Origin of the sequence: Serratia sp. CY81684 (genome assembly GCF_052166595.1) — a bacterium.
In the GTDB taxonomy this organism is placed as follows: Bacteria; Pseudomonadota; Gammaproteobacteria; order Enterobacterales; family Enterobacteriaceae; genus Serratia; species Serratia nematodiphila.
On record NZ_JBJNOO010000004.1, the window covers coordinates 611957 to 630465 of the forward strand.

Here is an 18509-nt window from a genome sequence, read left to right on the forward strand (position 1 = left end):
GTCAACAACGCTGTCGCTTGAAAGACGACGGGTAATTATATCCTGTGTCTTTGGCGGCCTTTGGCCGCCATTTTTATCTCAGCTACTCCCGTTTCAGCCGATCGGTGTTAGCCAGATAGAGCGTCACCACCAGCACCAATATCGCCGCCGCGTAGATCAGGGTGTCGATGGGATTTTTGTGATCCACGATAATCAAACGAATAATCGCGGTAATGCCGATATAAATAAAATAGCGCAGCGGGAAATGATAACCCGACTCAAAATACTTGACGATCAAGGCGATAAATTCAAAGTACAGAAAATAAATCACAATGCCTTCAATCAACAGGTATGAAGAAGACTCTTCGTTGTTGATAAATAACACCTTCGCCAGGTGGAGGGTCTCCTTGACCAGAAACACCACCAGAATTGCCGCCAGCAGCAATAAGCCCACGTTCAGCACCCGCTGCAGCCCTTTCGCTATCATGATCGAACGCGACGTTTTTGCCATAAAACCTCTCCTGAATACCGCTTATATGATTCAACCGTGCCAATATAGGCATTGTCCTAAAAATTCCGCCCCTCGCGAAAGCACTTTAAACCCCATTTAATTCATCACGTTATAATAAGATGTTTCTGACTTATAGATTTGTAGCAAATCGAAATGTCAACTATCATGGGTCACAGAGATCTTTACATAAAACCAATAACCTCGAATTAACAAGGGAATTCTTTATGCGCGCTAAACTTAACGGACTGGTCGCTGCAGGCCTGTTTACCTGTGCATTGTCCGGCCACGCCGCCGGCCTGGTAGCCCCTGACAACGATCTGCGTAACGATCTCGCCTGGTTGTCTGACCGCGGCGTCATCAACGTCAGCCTGTCCACCTGGCCGCTGAGTCAGGAAGAGATCAGTTCCGTTATCGCGCAGGCCAAACCGGTCACCAATACCGAGAAAAACGTCATCGACCGCGTGCAACGCCGCGTTGACGCCCTGAAAGCCAACATCCGCGTCAGCGGTTACGCCTCGACCGATAAACCCGGCACCCCGCAGGGCTTCGGCCAAAACGAGTACGCCGACGATCGCCTGACCATCGGCGCCGGCGCCAACGGCGAGTTCTGGGACGTGCGTCTGCAGGGCTCGGTGGAAGGCGATCAGCGCGTCAGCGACGGTTCCAAATTCAACATGAACGGCTCCTACGGCGCAGTGAAGATCTGGAACCAATGGCTCTCCTTCGGCGAGGTCTCCCAGTGGTGGGGCCCGGGTTACGACGGCAGCCTGATCCGCTCCGACGCCGCGCGCCCGGTGGCCGGCTTTATGCTGCAGCGCGCCGACCAATCGCCGTTTGAAACCCCGTGGCTGTCGTGGATCGGCCGCTGGCAATACCAGCTGTCCGCCGGCCAGCTGTCGCAGTACGCTGCCGTACCGGACACCAAGCTGATCGGCGGTCGCCTGACCATGATGCCGACCGACTTCCTGGAGCTGGGCGCTTCACGCGTCATGATGTGGGGTGGTGATGGCCGTCCGCACTCCTGGAGTTCCTTCTGGGATGGCGTAACCGGTAACGATAACACCGGCGATCCGAAAAACGATCCGGGCAACCAGTTGGGCGGTTTTGACTTCAAACTCAAGCTGCAGCCGCTCATCGGCATGCCGGTCAGCCTTTATGGTCAGATCACCGGTGAAGATGAAGCAGGCATGTTGCCTTCGCATAATGCCTATATGCTGGGGCTTGAAGGCCATCCGGAATGGGGCCCGACCACCATCAACTGGCATATCGAAGGTTCTGATACCCGCTCTAACGGCAACGCCAACAACGTGATGTACAACCACTACATCTATCGGGGCGGTTACTACCAGCAAGGTTATCCGCTGGGCCACGCGATGGGCGGCGACGGCCAGATGCTGTCCGGTCGCGTGGAAATGGTGCTGGACGATGGCCAACGTTGGAGTACCCGCCTGGTGTACGCCAAGGTAAACCCGAACAACCAAACCATCAACCGGGCGTTCCCGCGTTCCGATACGCTGAAAGGCATTCAGCTCGGCTGGGGTTACAGCTTCGATTCTCAGGTTAAGTTCGATACCAGCCTGTGGTACACCGACAGCGATCACAGCACCGCCGACGACGTGGGTGCAGGCATCAGCTTCGAAGTGCCGATCAACCTGTAATTTGTTACAGACGTAAAAAAACCCGCCGCGGCGGGTTTTTTTATTGGCTTCAGCTCAGGCGCTTAGCGCCATTCCTTGAAGCGGTTGATCAGCGCATTGGTCGAGCTGTCATGGCTGCTGATTTTCTCGCTGCCCGCCAGCTCCGGCAGGATGCGGTTAGCCAGCTGTTTGCCCAGCTCTACGCCCCACTGATCGAAGGTGAAGATGTTCAGGATTGCGCCCTGGGTGAAGATCTTGTGCTCATACAACGCGATCAGGCTACCCAGGCTGAACGGGGTGATTTCGCGCAGCAGGATCGAGTTGGTCGGCCGGTTGCCTTCAAACACTTTGAACGGCGCCACGTGCTTGACCTGCTCAGGGGTTTTGCCCTGCGCCGCGAACTCGGCTTCCACCACTTCCAGCGATTTGCCAAACGCCAGCGCTTCGGTCTGAGCGAAGAAGTTGGACAGCAGTTTGGCGTGATGATCGCCCAGCGGGTTATGGCTGATGGCCGGCGCGATGAAATCGCACGGCACCAGCTTGGTGCCCTGGTGGATCAGCTGGTAGAACGCGTGCTGGCCGTTGGTGCCCGGCTCGCCCCAGATGATAGGGCCGGTCTGGTAATCCACCGGGTTGCCGTTGCGATCGACGTACTTGCCGTTGGATTCCATGTTGCCCTGCTGGAAGTAAGCGGCAAAACGGTGCATGTACTGATCGTACGGCAGAATGGCTTCGGTTTCGGCGCCGAAGAAGTTGTTGTACCAAATACCGATCAGCGCCAGCAGCACCGGCAGGTTTTTCTCCGCCGGCGTTTCGGCGAAGTGCTTGTCCATAGCGTGCGCGCCGCTCAACAGCTGCTCGAAGTTGTCATAACCGATGGACAGCGCGATCGACAGGCCGATCGCCGACCACAGGGAGTAACGGCCACCGACCCAGTCCCAGAATTCGAACATGTTGTCGGTATCGATGCCGAACTCGGCTACCGCTTTGCCGTTGGTGGACAGCGCGGCGAAGTGCTTGGCCACGTGCTGTTGATCGGCGGCGCTGCTCAGGAACCAGTCACGCGCGCTGTGGGCGTTGGTCATGGTTTCCTGAGTGGTGAAGGTTTTGGAGGCCACCAGGAACAGCGTGGTTTCCGGATTCAGCGGCTGCAGCGTTTCGGCGATGTGGGTGCCGTCGACGTTGGAGACGAAGTGCATGTTCAGGTGGTTTTTATAAGGGCGCAGCGCTTCGGTCACCATGTAAGGGCCGAGATCCGAACCGCCGATGCCGATGTTCACCACGTCGGTGATCGGCTTGCCGGTGTAGCCTTTCCACTCGCCGCCAATGACGCGCGCGCAGAACTGTTTGATCTTGGCCAATACCGCGTTCACTTCCGGCATGACGTCTTTGCCGTCGACCAGAATCGGGCTGTTGCTGCGGTTGCGCAGGGCAATGTGCAGCACCGCGCGATCTTCGGTGCGGTTGATCTTCTCACCGGCGAACATCGATTTGATGGCGCCTTGCAGATCGGTTTCTTTCGCCAGCGCCTGCAGCTTCTCCAGGGTTTCCTGCGTGATGCGGTTCTTGGAATAGTCCACCAACATTTGGTCGTTGAAGGTCGCGGAGAACCTGGAGAAACGATCGCTGTCCTGGGCGAACAGGTCGGCGATCCGTACGTCTTTCATCTGTGCATAATGTTGCTGCAGGGCTTGCCAAGCAGCGGTTTGACTAGGATTGATATTTTTCATAGCAACACTCTTAGGCTTGAGAATAAAAATGACGCGTTTGTCCGATTGTAGCCTGTTCGACTGTGATTATGATCGCTTTTCTTGCGATAGGCGCTAACTGTCAACGCATTGCCGCCTCGTTTCAGCTTTCACTCTATACTTTTGGCTAACGGCCTGTTATCGGGGTTGCCGAATTGTCATCAGGCTGTGTCATCGTCGTTTATTTCATCATTTGAAAGGGATCTCGCTTATGGAATTATCCGCCCCGCTCATGTTGGTGCTTATCGGCCTGGCGTCGCTGCTGGCGCAGTGGCTGGCCTGGTTGCTGCGCCTGCCGGCCATCTTGCCGCTGCTGCTGTTCGGCATCGTGCTCGGCCCGACGGTGCATCTGGTACAGCCGGATCTGCTGTTCGGCGACCTGCTGTTTCCGCTGGTGTCGCTGTCGGTGGCGATCATCCTGTTCGAGGGGGCGCTGACGCTGCGTTTCGAGGAGATACGCGGCCTCGGCGGCGTGGTGCGCAACCTGGTCACCGTCGGCATGCTGGTCACCTTTCTGGTCATCAGCCTCGCCAGTTGGTGGCTGCTGGATTTCCCGCCGGAGCTGGCGGCGTTGATCGGCGCGGTGACGGTGGTGACCGGGCCGACGGTGATCGCCCCGCTGATGCGCGTGGTGCGGCCGAACGCCAACATTAACCAGGTGCTGCGCTGGGAAGGGATCGTCATCGATCCGGTCGGCGCCATCTTCACCCTGCTGGTGTTCGAGTTCATCGTGCTGAAGCAGAATGCGGAATCCTATACCCACCTGTTTTGGACGCTGGGCGTGACCGCCGCCGTCGGCCTGATCGCCGGCGCGCTGTTCGGTTACCTGCTCGGCCTGGCGCTGCGCCGCGTCTGGCTGCCGCGCTACCTGCAGAACCTGGCGGTGCTGGCGATCATGCTGACCGCCTTCGGCGTTTCCAACGCCATCGCCGACGAATCCGGTTTGCTGACCGTCACGGTCATGGGTATCTGGCTGGCCAACATGCGCGACGTGGACACCAGCGATATTCTGGCGTTCAAAGAAGAGCTGTCGGCGATCCTGATCTCGGCGCTGTTCATCATTCTGGCGGCGCGGCTCGACATCCAGGCGCTGTGGAACATGGGCTGGCCGCTGCTCCTGTTGCTGCTGGCGGTGCAGTTCATCGCCCGGCCGCTGTGCATCGCGGTGTCGACCTGGCGCTCTTCCCTGCACTGGCGCGATCGGCTGCTGCTGTGCTGGATCGCCCCGCGCGGCATCGTGGCCGCGGCGGTCAGCTCGCTGTTCGCGCTGACGCTGCAGCGCAGCGGCTATCAGGGCGCCGACCGGCTGGTGACCGTGGTGTTCGCCATCATCATCGGCACCGTGGTGTTGCAAAGCCTGACCAGCGGCATGATGGCGCGCTGGCTGCGGGTGCAGCAGCAGAAACCGCGCGGCGTGCTGATCGTCGGCGCCAACAGCGTGGCGCGCATGCTGGCGCAGGCGCTGATCAAGCTGAACGTGCCGGTGATCGTCACCGACAGCAGCTGGGAATACTACCGTCAGGCGCGCATGGACGGCATTCCGGCCTACTATGGCCACGCCTACTCCGAACACGCCGAGAACTACCTCGATCTGAGCAATATCGCCCAGGTGCTGGCGCTGTCGCCCAATCGCCACCAGAACGCGCTGGCGGTCTACCACTTCGGCCATCTCTTCGGCGAAGATCACGTGTTCGCCATCCGTTCGGGGGCGCCGCTGAAAGGGCGCGGCGCCAGCGCGGAAAGTTCGCGTTTCCGCCGGCATGAAATTTTATTTAATCAGGAAGCCACCTACGGCCGCCTGAGCAGCCTGCTCGCCAGAGGGGCCACCATCAAGGCGACCAAATTGAACGAAAATTTCGGTTGGCTGGAGTATTTGGAGAAACATCAGGGCGTTATTCCGTTATTCAGCCAAAAGGAAGACGGTTCTCTGCAACCGATTGGCGCCGGTTCCACGCCCGCGATGCCCTGTACGCTTATCGCGCTGGTACAAGATGAAAATCCCTCACCGTCTGTACGTTGACAGAATGGCGATAACCGGCTATTCCTAACAGCCTACTTGCGCACCCGGTGCGCAAGCCAGAAGAGGCGCGTCGCCCAGGTAGAGTGTCAGAGGAGCCGTTTCTCCGTTGACGGCACCCGAGGGGGAGCGACGCCGAGGTAGGGTAATGGCCGGCCATTATCGTATCGACTACAGGGGCTGAATCCCCTGGGTTGTCACCAGGGGATCGCCCGCAGGGCGATCGACAAGGTGGGGCGCTTCTGGGTGTATCGTAGCCTGACCTCTACGCCTGCCCCCTGTTTACCGCTCTCCCCTTGTGCCAAGGCTATGGAATTACAGTGCCCCAAACGGGCATCCCTGACACGAGGTTTCTAGATGAACCAAGCAGCACCCCAGAATTCCACCGTGGTAGCCAAGTTCGGCGGCACCAGCGTCGCCGACTTTGAAGCCATGAACCGCAGTGCCGACGTCGTGCTGGCCAACCCGCAGGTCCGCCTGGTGGTGTTGTCCGCTTCGGCGGGCGTCACCAACCTGTTGGTCGCCCTGGCCGAGGGTTGCGAGGCCGACAAGCGCAATTACCAGCTTGATGAAATCCGGCGCATCCAGTACGCCATCCTCGATCGCCTCGCGGCGCCGGCGGTGATCCGCGACGAAATAGACCGCCTGCTGGAAAACATCGCCATGCTGTCGGAAGCCGCGTCGCTGGCCACCTCGACGGCGTTGACCGACGAACTGGTCAGCCATGGGGAGCTGATGTCCACCCTGTTGTTCGTTGAAATCCTGCGCGCCCGCAACGTGCAGGCTGAATGGTTCGACGTGCGCAAAGTGATGCGCACCGACGATCACTTCGGCCGCGCCGTGCCGGACAGCGCCGCGCTCAGCGAACTGGCCCGGGCGCAGTTGCAGCCGCGCCTGCAGGAAGCGCTGGTGGTCACCCAGGGCTTTATCGGCAGCGAGCCGAAGGGCCGCACCACCACGCTCGGCCGCGGCGGCAGCGACTATACCGCCGCGCTGCTCGGCGAGGCGCTCGGCGTCGGCCGGGTGGATATCTGGACCGACGTGCCGGGCATCTACACCACCGATCCGCGCGTGGTGCCGGCGGCCAAGCGCATCGACAAAATCGGTTTCGAAGAGGCGGCGGAAATGGCCACCTTCGGCGCTAAAGTGCTGCATCCGGCCACCCTGTTGCCGGCGGTGCGCAGCGATATTCCGGTGTTCGTCGGCTCCAGCAAGGATCCGGTGGCCGGCGGCACGCTGGTGTGCAACACCACCGAGAACCCGCCGCTGTTCCGCGCGCTGGCGCTGCGCCGCAAGCAAACGCTGCTGACGCTGCACAGCCTGAACATGCTGCACGCGCGCGGTTTCCTGGCCGAGGTGTTCAACATCCTGGCGCGCCATAATGTCTCCGTCGATCTGATCACCACTTCGGAAGTCAGCATCGCGCTGACCATGGACACCACCGGCGCCACCTCCGTCGGCGGCAGCCTGCTGACCACCTCACTGCTGACCGAACTGTCGTCGCTGTGCCGGGTGGAAGTGGAAGAAAACCTGGCGCTGGTGGCGATCATCGGCAACCAGCTGTCGCGCGCCTGCGGCGTGGGCAAAGAGGTGTTCGGCGTGCTCGATCCGTTCAATATCCGCCTGATCTGCTACGGCGCCAGCAGCTATAACCTGTGCTTCCTGGTGCCGGGCGAAGAAGCCGAGCAGGTGGTGCGTACCCTGCATCACAACCTGTTCGAATAAGTCATTATCCCTGATTGCGGGCGCAGCATGCTGCGCCCCTGTGTCTAAAAAATTCGTTCAAAACCTGCAGGGGTTCAGCATGTTGAGCCCGCAATAAAAACACAACCACATCCACCGTTCTCAATCTGGCTAAGGAAAACCTGCATGCTGGCACTACTCACGCGCTTATTCCCCCTCTGGGCGATACTGCTGTCCGTCGCCGCGTATTACACGCCGACCACCTTTACCGGTATCGGCCCCTACGTCAGCCCGCTGCTGATGCTGATCATGTTCGCCATGGGCGTCACGCTGCGGCTCGACGACTTCAAACGCGTGCTGGCGCGCCCCGGCCCGGTGGCGGCAGGCATCTTCCTGCATTATCTGATTATGCCGCTGGCGGCCTGGATCCTGGCGATGCTGTTCCGCATGCCGCCGGATCTGTCCGCCGGCATGGTGCTGGTGGGCAGCGTGGCCAGCGGCACCGCCTCCAACGTGATGATCTATCTGGCCAAGGGTGACGTGGCGCTGTCGGTGACCATCTCGGCGGTCTCGACGCTGGTGGGGGTGTTCGCCACGCCGCTGCTGACCCGTCTGTACGTCGACGCCGAGATCAGCGTCGATATCATGGGCATGCTGTTGAGCATTCTGCAGATTGTGGTGATCCCGATCGGCCTGGGCCTGATCGTCCACCATACCCTGACCAAGGCAGTGAAACGCATCGAGCCACTGTTGCCAGCGTTGTCGATGGTGTGCATTCTGGCGATCATCAGCGCGGTGGTGGCGGGCAGCCAAAGCCATATCGCTTCGGTCGGTCTGGTGGTGATCGTCGCGGTGATCCTGCACAACGGCATCGGTCTGCTGAGCGGCTATTGGGGCGGCAAATTGTTCGGCTTCGACGAGTCCACCTGCCGTACGCTGGCGATCGAAGTGGGCATGCAGAACTCCGGGTTGGCGGCCACACTGGGCAAAATCTACTTCTCGCCGCTGGCCGCGCTGCCAGGCGCGCTGTTCTCGGTCTGGCACAACCTTTCCGGTTCACTGCTGGCGGGTTATTGGTCCGGCCGCCCTATCAAGAAGAAATAAACCGCCTGTAGGGACGCAAACAATTGCGTCCCTTTTCTTTCCTGCGAAATTTCGTATTTCCCACTGGTCGGATTGTCATAATTCCCCTCATCCCCTATCATCCGTGAAAAATAAAAATTCAGATTCTTCCTATCCATGCCGATAATGTTGGCAAGAGGAAGAGACGCTCCACTTTTTTTAATTAATTAAGTCACCAGGGTTGCCCGCCATAAAAGAAGCAGCCTAATTATTATTTAGATATATACCCACCGTCTTATTTGCTGCGGCAAATCAAGATACCTCGCAATGTGCATGTCGCTCATTATTTCGGGCCGGCCGTCGGCCGCCCGTGGTTAACCTCATGGATTGGGCTGGCTGCCCCGGCGGCCTCTCAGAATGGATTACAATGATAAAAAAAATCACCGCATTGACACTGCTGGTCAGCACGGCCCTTTCCGCCGAAACCCTGCCGGACTCCCACATGATGATGGACATGTCGATGGGGGAGTCACGGCGCGCGTTGCAAGACAGCACGCGTGAAGTCAACCAGTTGATTGAGCAACGCCGCTACCAGCAGCTGAAGCAACAGCGCCTGCTGGCGGAACCGGAACCAGCCGCGCCCGCACTGCCGCAGTCCGCGCAGTGCCTGCCGATCGCCGGCGTTTATCTGCAGGGAGTCACCCTACTCTCGCCGGCCGATTTGTCGGCCCTGAGCGCGCTGCCGGAACAGTGCATCAGCAGCAACGATATCAATCGCCTGACCCGTGAATTAACGCGTCTTTATGTGCAAAAGGGCTATATCACCGCGCGCGTGCAAATTGTTCGCCCTAATTCACAAGGAGAATTGGGGTTAAGCGTGACGGAAGGATTTATCGAGAAAATAGAAGGCGGCGATCGCTGGGTCAACAGCCGTTTATTATTTCCGGGGCTGGAAGGCAAGCCGTTGAAATTAACCGAGCTCGATCAGGGATTGGATCAGGCCAACCGTTTGCAATCAAATACCACCAAGCTGGATATATTGCCCGGCCGTCAGGTTGGCGGTTCGGTTATTCGTTTGCGCAATCAGCATGCCAAGCCCTGGCTGATTACCGCCGGCACGGATAATTACGGCCAAAAAAGCACCGGCCGGTGGCTGGCGCGCGCCACTGCCACGTTGGACAGCCCGTTTGGCCTATCGGACTTTGTCAGCCTGAACGCCAACAGCACGCTGGAAAACCCGGCTCACCGCTATAATCGCGCCTACACCCTGCTCTATTCGCTGCCGTACGGCGCGTTCACCTTCAGCGGGTTCGCCAGCTTCTCGTCCTATGAAAACCACCAGCAGCTGCCGCACAACGTGGTCAAACTGCACGGCCAGACCCAACAGTACGGGCTGCGCAGCGACTACGTGTTTTATCGCGATCACGATCAGATAGACAGCCTGAGCGGCCAGCTGACCTACAAGCGCATCGACAACTACTTCGAAAGCGTGCGCCTTGAGGTCAGCAGCCCAACGCTGACCCTGGCCGAACTGAGCGCCAGCCACCTGCAAATTCTGCCCAATGGCGTGTTCAGCGCCAACCTCAGCGTCGAGCAGGGGATGCCGTGGCTGGGGGCCGGCCGCCACCCGAGTTCGGTGCACCTCGACAGCCAGTTCACCAAAGGCAAGCTGTTCGCCAACCTCAGCCAGCGCCTCCAGCTGGGTGACGCCACCTATCAGCTCAACAATCTGTTCTATGGCCAGTACAGCCGCGACCCGCTGCCCGGCGTGGAGTGGCTGAGCCTCACCGATCGCAGCGCCGTGCGCGGCTTCAGCCGCAGCACCCAGTCCGGCGACAACGGCTGGTATCTGCAAAATACGCTGTCGCGCAGTTTCAATCTGGGTGCCACCACGCTGACGCCGCGCCTCGGCGCCGACGTCGGCCGCATTCTGCCGCGTCAGGACAACTCGGGCTGGCGCAGCAGCGCCGGTATAAGCACCGGCGCCACGTTACGTTACCGCCAGGCGCTGGTCGATCTCGAGGTCAGCCGCGGCTGGATTTTGTCTAACCACGCTACGCCGGAAGATCCCGTTCAGGTGTTGGCCCGCTTTTCTTACACCTTTTAATCAACAGTTTTGCAGGACCCCACGGCAATATACGGAGATACATGGATGAAAAATAATAACTTCAGACTTTCGGCGGCAGGCAAACTGGCCGCCGCGCTGGCGATTATTCTCGCCGCTTCCGCCGGCGCCTACGCCGCAGAGATCGTTGCGGCCAACGGCGCCAACGGCCCCGGCGTCTCCACCGCCGCCACCGGCGCGCAGGTGGTCGATATCGTCGCGCCGAACGGCAACGGGCTGTCGCACAACCAATATCAGGACTTCAACGTCAACCAGCCCGGCGCGGTGCTGAACAACTCCCGCGAGGCGGGACTGTCGCAGCTGGCCGGCCAACTGGGCGCCAACCCCAATCTGGGCGGGCGCGAAGCCAGCGTGATCCTCAACGAAGTGATCGGCCGTAACCCGTCTCTGCTGCATGGCCAGCAAGAGATCTTCGGCATGGCGGCCGACTACGTGCTGGCCAACCCGAACGGCATCAGCTGTCAGGGCTGCGGATTCATCAATACCAGCCATTCCTCACTGGTGGTCGGCAACCCGCTGGTGGAAAACGGCGTGCTGCAGGGTTACAGCACCTTCGGCAACCGCAACACGCTGAGCCTCAATGGCACCCTGAACGCCGGCGGCGTACTGGATCTGATCGCGCCGAAGATCGACAGCCGCGGCGAAGTGATCGTGCAAGATTTCAAACATTCGAATGGTAAAGTGACCTCGGCGACGATCAACGCCATCAGCGGCCTTAACCGGGTAGCGCGCGACGGCACGGTGCAGGCCAGCCAACAGACGCCGACCGCGCTGGACAGTTACTACCTCGGCAGCATGCAGGCCGGGCGCATCAACATCATCAACACCGCGCAGGGCAGCGGCGTGAAGCTGGCCGGCTCGTTGAACGCCGGCGATGAACTCAAGGTGAAAGCCTATGATATCCGCAGCGAAAGCCGCATCGACGACGCCAGCAGCAACAAAAACGGCGGCGATAACTATCAAAATTACCGTGGCGGCATCTACGTCAACGATCGCAGCAGCAGCCAGAAGCTGACCCGCACCGAGCTGAAAGGCAAGAACATCAGCCTGGTGGCGGATAATCATGCGCACCTCACCGCCACCGATATCCGCGGCGAAGACATTACGCTGCAGGGCGGTAAGCTGACGCTCGACGGCCAGCAGCTGAAGCAGACGCAAGGCCATACCGACGATCGCTGGTTCTACTCCTGGCAATACGACGTCACCCGCGAACGCGAGCAGCTGCAGCAGGCGGGCAGCACCGTCGCCGCCAGCGGCAGCGCCAAACTCATCAGCACCCAGGAAGACGTGAAGCTGCTGGGCGCTAATGTCAGCGCCGACCGTGCGCTGAGCGTCAAAGCGGCGCGCGACGTACACCTTGCCGGGCTGGTGGAGAAGGATAAATCCAGCGAGCGCGGCTACCAGCGCAATCACACCTCCAGCCTGCGCACCGGCAGATGGAGCAGCAGCGACGAAAGCGAAAGCCTGAAGGCCAGCGAACTGCGCAGCCAGGGCGAACTGACGTTGAAAGCCGGTCGTAATGTCTCGACTCAGGGCGCCAAGATCCACGCCCAGCGCGATCTGACGATCGATGCAGATAGCCAGATCCAGGTCGGGGTGCAGAAAACCGCCAACGCCAAAGCGGTACGCGATGACAAAACCTCCTGGGGCGGCATCGGCGGCGGCGACAACAAAAACAACAGCAATCGCCGCGAGATCAGCCACGCTTCCGAGCTGACCAGCGGCGGCACCCTGCGCCTGAACGGTCAGCAAGGCGTCACCATTACCGGCAGCAAGGCGCGCGGCCAGAAAGGCGGCGAAGTCACCGCCACCCACGGCGGCCTGCGCATCGACAACGCGCTGAGCACCACCGTGGACAAAATCGACGCGCGCACCGGCACCGCCTTCAACATCACCAGCAGTTCGCACAAGGCCGACAACAGCTACCAGAGCAGCACCGCCAGCGAGCTGAAGTCCGACACCAACCTGACGCTGGTCAGCCACAAGGATGCCGACGTGATCGGCAGCCAGGTCGCCAGCGGCGGTGAGCTGAGCGTCGAGTCGAAGACCGGCAACATCAACGTCAAGGCGGCCGAGCGGCAGCAGAACATCGACGAGCAAAAGACCGCGCTCACCGTTAACGGCTACGCCAAAGAAGCCGGTGACAAGCAGTACCGCGCCGGTTTGCGCATCGAGCACACCCGCGACAGCGAGAAAACCACCCGCACCGAGAATAGCGCCTCAAGCCTCAGCGGCGGCAGCGTGAAGCTCAAGGCGGAGAAGGACGTGACCTTCAGCGGTTCTCAATTGGTCGCCGACAAAGGCGACGCCAGCGTCAGCGGCAACAAGGTTTCGTTCCTGGCGGCCGACGACAAAACGGCCTCAAACACCGAGCAAACCAAGATCGGCGGCGGTTTCTATTACACCGGCGGCATCGACAAACTCGGCAGCGGCGTGGAAGCCGGCTACGAGAACAGCAAAACCCAGACGCAAAGCAGCAAGGCGATCACCTCCGGCAGCGACGTCAAAGGCAACCTGACGATCAACGCCCGCGACAAGCTGATCCAGCAAGGCGCACAGCACCGCGTCGGCGGTGCCTATCAAGAAAACGCCGCCGGCGTCGATCACCTTGCCACTGCCGACACCGCCAGCACCACCACCACCAAAACCGACGTCGGCGTGAACATCGGCGCCAACGTCGATTACAGCGCCGTGACCCGTCCGGTCGAGCGCGCGGTCGGCAAGGCAGCCAAGCTGGACGCTACCGGCGTTATCAACGACATCGGCGGCATCGGCGCGCCTAACGTCGGCCTGGATATCGGCGCACAGGGCGGCAGCAGCGAAAAACACAGCAGCAGCTCGCAGGCGGTGGTCAGCTCGGTGAAAGCCGGCAGCATCGACATCAATGCCAAAGGCGAAGTGCGCGATCAGGGCACGCAGTACCAGGCGAGCAAAGGCGCGGTCAACCTGACGGCGGACAGCCACCGCAGCGAAGCCGCGGCAAACCGTCAGGACGAGCAGAGCCGCGACACCCGCGGCAGTGCCGGCGTGCGCGTCTACACCACCACCGGCAGCGATCTGACCGTGGACGCCAAGGGCGAAGGCGGCACCCAGCGCAGCAACAGCAGCGCCAGCCAGGCGGTGGCCGGCTCGATCGACGCGGCCAATGGCATCAACGTCAACGTGAAAAAAGACGCGGTCTATCAGGGTACCGCGCTGAACGGCGGCAGCGGTAAAACCGCCGTCAACGCCGGCGGCGATATCCGCTTCGATCAGGCCAGCGACAAACAGAGCGAGAACCACAGCGGCTTTAACGTCAAAGCGTCCGCCAAAGGCGGTTTCACCGCCGACAGCAAAAACTTCGGCGCCGGTTTCGGCGGCGGCACCAACAACGGTGAAAGCAGCAGCAGCACGGCGCAGGTCGGCAACGTCAACGGCCAGGGTGTGGAGCTGAAGGCGGGCCGCGATCTGACGCTGCAGGGCACCAACGTCAAGAGCCAGGGCGACGTCAGCCTGAACGCGGGCAACAAGGTCGCGCTGCAGGCGGCGGAAACGACCCAAACGCGTAAGGAAAGCAAGCTGTCCGGCAATATCGATCTGGGCGCCGGCAGCAGCGACAGCAAGGAAAAAACCGGCGGCAGCCTCTCCGCCGGCGGCGCCTTCGACATCGCCAAGGTCAATGAGACCGCGACCGAGCACCAGGGTGCTACTATCGCCTCAGACGGCAAGGTCACCCTGTCCGCCAACGGCAAAGGCGATGACGCGCTGCATCTGCAGGGGGCCAAAGTCAGCGGCGGCAGCGCCGCGCTCGAAGCGAAAAACGGCGGCATCCTGCTGGAATCCGCCAAGAACGAGCAGCATAAGGACAACTGGAATCTGGGCATCAAAGCCAACGCCAGAGGCGGTCAAACCTTCAACAAGGACGCAGGCGGCAAGGTCGATCCGAACACCGGCAAAGACACCCACACGCTGGGCGCAGGTCTGAAAGTCGGCGTGGAGCAGCAGGATAAAACCACCCACGCCAACACCGGCATCACCGCGGGCGACGTGGCGCTCAACAGCGGCAAAGACACCCGCCTTGCCGGCGCGCGCGTCGACGCCGACAGCGCACAGGGCAAGGTGGGCGGCGATCTGCGCGTTGAAAGCCGCAAAGACGTCGAGACAGGCGTGAAGGTGGATGTGGATGCCGGTCTGAGCCACAGCAACGATCCGGGCAGTAGCATCACCTCCAAGCTGTCGAAGGTCGGCACGCCGCGCTACGCCGGTAAAGTGAAAGAGAAACTGGAAGCCGGGGTGAACAAAGTGGCCGACGCCACCACCGACAAGTACAACAGCGTGGCGCGTCGCCTCGATCCGCAGCAGGATACCACCGGTGCAGTCAGCTTCAGCAAGGCTGACGGCAAAGTCACGCTGCCGGAAACGCCGGCCGGCGAAAAACCGCAGGGCCCACTGTGGGATCGCGGCGCACGCACCGTCGGCGGCGCGGTGAAAGACAGCATCACCGGTCCGGCCGGTCGCCAGGGGCACCTCAAGGTCAATGCCGACGTGGTGAACAACAATGCGGTCGGCGAGCAGTCGGCGATTGCCGGTAAGCACGGCGTGGGGCTGCAGGTCGGCGGCCAAACCCAACTGACCGGCGGCGAAATCCGCAGCCAGCAGGGCAAGGTGGAACTGGGCGGTAGCCAGGTCAGCCAGCAGGACGTCAGCGGCCAGCGCTATCAAGGCGGCGGCCGCGTCGATGCGGCGGCCACGGTAGGTGGACTGTTAGGCGGCGCGGCGAAGCAAAGCGTCGACGGCAACGTGCCGTTCGCCAGCGGCCATGCCTCAACTCAGCAGGCGGACGCCAAAGCCGGCGTGTTCAGCGGCAAATAACGCTCTCCCCTACGCAACGCCCCCGGTTTTCCGGGGGCGTTTTTTTACAGCGTGCTTGGGGTGTCTTCCCAGTCGCGATCGTCGTCTTTCGCATCCTGATCCAACACGTTGTAGGCCACGGCGCAAAACAGCGAGTTCAGGCGCTTCATGTCCCCCAACAATCCCAAATGCAGCGAACTGGTCTCGATGCTCTGCACGTTTTGCTGATGTAAACGATCGACGTGCGCGTGCGCATAGCGGCGATCCAGAATGCGGAAGCGGTGCTTGGAACGGCGCAGGCGTTTGGCGCTGGTGACGTCGCCGGACAGGAACACCGACAGCCCCAGACGCAGGTTGCCGATCAGCCGTTCGTGCAACCCGTCCAGTTCCGCCAATCCTTCCGCCGAGAAGGCGCGGCGCGCGGCGTGCGATTTGGCGCCCACGTCGCCGGCCATGCGCTCGATGATGTCGCCCGCCTGTTCCAGGTTGAGCGCCATTTCGATGATTTCCGCCCAGCGGCGCGAATCTTCCTCGCCCAGATCTTCCTTCTGGATCTGCGCCAGATACAGCTTGATGGCGGTGTACAGCACGTCGACGTCATCGTCGAGTCGCCGCACCTCTTTATCCACGCCTTGCTTACCGTGCAGCACTTCGCGCTGCAGGATCATCATGTGTTCCACCACGTCGCCCATGCGCAGCGTTTCGCGCGCCGCGTTGGCCAGCGCCAGCGTCGGCGTATCCAGCGCACTGGCGTCCAGATGACGCGGCCGCATGCGCGGGTCGTCGGCCGCCACGTCGACGATCAGCCGTTCGCACAGCGTCGCCATCGGCCCGGCCAGCGGGATCATCACCAGACAACGGATCAGGTTGTAGAACACGTGGAAATAGATCACCAGCTCTTCGCTGCCGCCCGGCAGCTGAGCCATCACATCCGCCAGATAGGAGATGAACGGCAACACCAGGATGCAGCCCACCAATTTGAACAGCAGGCTGCCTAGCGCCACGCGCCGCCCGGCGGCGTTCTGGCCGCTGGCGTTGATCATCGCCAGCAGGCCGCTGCCGAGGTTGGCGCCGATCACCAGACAGAGCGCCACCTTCAGCGAAATCACGCCGGTAGCGGTCAGGGTGGCGGTCAGCAGCACCGCGGCCAGGCTGGAATAGCTGACGATGGCGAACAGCGCGCCGGTCAGGGCGTCCAGCATCACATCGCCGGTCAGCGACGAGAACAGCACTTTCACCCCTGCCGCCTGGGTGATCGGCGTGGCGGCGGCCACGATCAGTTCCAGCGCCAGCACGATCAGCCCCAGACCGATCAAGACGCGCCCGATCTGGCCGATCCGCATCTGTTTGCGGCTGAGGAACAGGAAGACGCCGACCAGGATCAGCAGCGGCGACAGCCAGGAAAGATCGAAGGTCAGCACGCGCGCCATCAGCGCGGTGCCGACGTCGGCGCCGAGCATGATCACCAGCGCAGGCGCCAGCCCCACCAGCCCCTGCGCGACGAAAGAGGTCACCAGCAGCGCGGTGGCGTTGCTGCTTTGCACCAGCGCGGTCACGCCGATGCCAGAAACGAACGCCAGCGGTTTTTTCTCAACGCTGTCGCTCAACACGCGCCGCAGATTGGCGCCGTAAACCCGCATGATCCCGGTGCGCACGATGTGGGTGCCCCACACCAACAGCGCCACGGACGAAAGCAGGTGAAGAAGGGTCAGCACGGAAGATACGCTCCATTAACGCCCGGCCAAAGGAGGCTGATACCCGATGCCTGTCACGCGACGCAGAGAGGCGAGCCAAAGGATGACGGGTACAGCGCGCGGTCCCGCCTGCCGGGCGTGGGTCTGGCAGGACAGCGGGCGGGCGGCAGACCGCAGAAGAGAAGGGTTAAGGCGGCGGTGGGAGAGCCCCGGCGCCGCGCTGCGAAGTCATGCAACTTCCCGCAATACAACAGGTTCCAAGTGTAGCCCAATTTCCGCGCCGTCGGGCCGCAGATCGGCCACCGAACGGTTGAGCACGTCAACCAGCAACTCTACCTCACGAACCTGAATCCGATAGCGTACCACATTCCCGAGCAAACTGTGGCCCAGGATCACCCCGCCGATCCCCTGTCCGGCCGGCAACAGGCCGATCGATTCGGGACGGATCGCCACCTTGCCGGCATAACTGCGCCCGGTCAGCCGGCCGGCCTGTTCGGCGCTCAGCAGGTTATAGTTGCCGATAAAACCGGCGGCGAAAGCGTCCGCCGGCTGGGTATACAGGGTTTCCGCATCGCCGCTCTGCACGATCTGCCCCTTGTTCATCAGGACGATGCGATCCGACAGGGTCAGCGCCTCTTCCTGATCGTGAGTGACGAAGATCGCCGTCAGGTTCAGCTCGCGCTGAATGCGCCGAATTTGCTCACGCAGGTGTTTGCGGATGCGCGCGTCCAGCGCCGACAGCGGTTCGTCGAGCAGCAGCAGACGCGGGCGAGTGACCAGCGATCGCGCCAACGCCACGCGCTGACACTGGCCGCCCGACAGCTGATGCGGATAGCGCTTCGCCAGATCGCTCAGCTCCACCAGCGCCAGCACCTCCTGCACCCGCTGGCCGATCTGCCCGGCCGCCAGCTTCTGCATTTTCAGGCCGAAGGCCACGTTGCCTTCCACCGTCATATTGGGAAACAGCGCATAACTTTGGAACACCATGCCGATGCCGCGCTTTTGCGGCGCCAGCGGCACCAGATCCTGACCCTGCAGCAAAATATGCCCGCTGTCGACCGGGGTCAGGCCGGCCAGACAGCGCAGCAGCGTCGATTTGCCGCAGCCGCTCGGCCCCAGCAGGGTGACGAACTCCCCCTCTTCGGCGGTGAAATCGATATCCTGAAACACCTGAGTCTGGCCATAGTGTTTGTTCAAACGGGTGACGTTGAGATAAGCCATCG

At 61.3% G+C, this 18509-nt stretch carries 10 protein-coding genes and 1 riboswitch; of the genes, 6 read left to right on the forward strand and 4 right to left on the reverse strand.

From position 1 onward, the window contains the following. Nucleotides 1-82: 82 nt before the first annotated feature. Nucleotides 83-490: a phosphate-starvation-inducible protein PsiE gene (gene psiE, locus ACJ8QF_RS17885; protein ID WP_004936694.1), complete on the reverse strand. Its 408-nt coding sequence runs from the start codon at nt 488-490 to the stop codon at nt 83-85. 224 nt (nt 491-714) lie between these two features. On the opposite strand from psiE, the gene ACJ8QF_RS17890 reads away from it, so the two are divergent. After that, nucleotides 715-2148, forward strand: a complete 1434-nt coding sequence (locus tag ACJ8QF_RS17890) for a capsule assembly Wzi family protein (RefSeq protein WP_004936691.1) — start codon at nt 715-717, stop codon at nt 2146-2148. A gap of 62 nt (nt 2149-2210) precedes the next feature. On the opposite strand, the gene pgi is transcribed toward ACJ8QF_RS17890, so the two are convergent. Then, a complete protein-coding gene (pgi, locus tag ACJ8QF_RS17895; protein ID WP_033639258.1) occupies nt 2211-3857 on the reverse strand; it encodes a glucose-6-phosphate isomerase in 1647 nt (548 codons plus the stop codon). A 229-nt stretch (nt 3858-4086) separates the two neighbouring features. Between pgi and ACJ8QF_RS17900 the strand changes: the two genes are divergently transcribed. The 5 genes from ACJ8QF_RS17900 (at nt 4087) to ACJ8QF_RS17920 (ending at nt 15613) form a co-directional block, all read left to right on the forward strand. Beyond that, on the forward strand, nt 4087-5895 hold the full coding sequence (locus ACJ8QF_RS17900; protein ID WP_004936687.1) for a cation:proton antiporter: 1809 nt from the start codon (nt 4087-4089) through the stop codon (nt 5893-5895). Nucleotides 5896-5947: 52 nt separating this feature from the next. Further along, nucleotides 5948-6142: riboswitch (Lysine riboswitch) on the forward strand. Nucleotides 6143-6249: 107 nt separating this feature from the next. Next, on the forward strand, nt 6250-7617 hold the full coding sequence (gene lysC, locus ACJ8QF_RS17905) for a lysine-sensitive aspartokinase 3 (protein ID WP_440484529.1): 1368 nt from the start codon (nt 6250-6252) through the stop codon (nt 7615-7617). Nucleotides 7618-7761: 144 nt separating this feature from the next. Next, nucleotides 7762-8679: a ketopantoate/pantoate/pantothenate transporter PanS gene (gene panS, locus ACJ8QF_RS17910; RefSeq protein ID WP_033636223.1), complete on the forward strand. Its 918-nt coding sequence runs from the start codon at nt 7762-7764 to the stop codon at nt 8677-8679. Nucleotides 8680-9064: 385 nt separating this feature from the next. Next, complete coding sequence (locus tag ACJ8QF_RS17915) at nt 9065-10744, forward strand: ShlB/FhaC/HecB family hemolysin secretion/activation protein (RefSeq protein WP_004936682.1); 1680 nt, start codon at nt 9065-9067, stop codon at nt 10742-10744. Nucleotides 10745-10789: 45 nt separating this feature from the next. Continuing rightward, nucleotides 10790-15613 carry a hemagglutinin repeat-containing protein gene (locus ACJ8QF_RS17920; RefSeq protein ID WP_442537731.1) on the forward strand — a complete coding sequence of 1608 codons (4824 nt, stop codon included), beginning with the start codon at nt 10790-10792 and terminating at the stop codon, nt 15611-15613. Between the two features lie 44 nt (nt 15614-15657). On the opposite strand, the gene ACJ8QF_RS17925 is transcribed toward ACJ8QF_RS17920, so the two are convergent. Both ACJ8QF_RS17925 and ACJ8QF_RS17930 read right to left on the reverse strand, forming a co-directional pair. Beyond that, nucleotides 15658-17307 carry a Na/Pi cotransporter family protein gene (locus ACJ8QF_RS17925; RefSeq protein WP_442537732.1) on the reverse strand — a complete coding sequence of 550 codons (1650 nt, stop codon included), beginning with the start codon at nt 17305-17307 and terminating at the stop codon, nt 15658-15660. A gap of 207 nt (nt 17308-17514) precedes the next feature. Next, nucleotides 17515-18507: an ABC transporter ATP-binding protein gene (locus tag ACJ8QF_RS17930; RefSeq protein WP_004936671.1), complete on the reverse strand. Its 993-nt coding sequence runs from the start codon at nt 18505-18507 to the stop codon at nt 17515-17517. Nucleotides 18508-18509 lie beyond the last annotated feature (2 nt).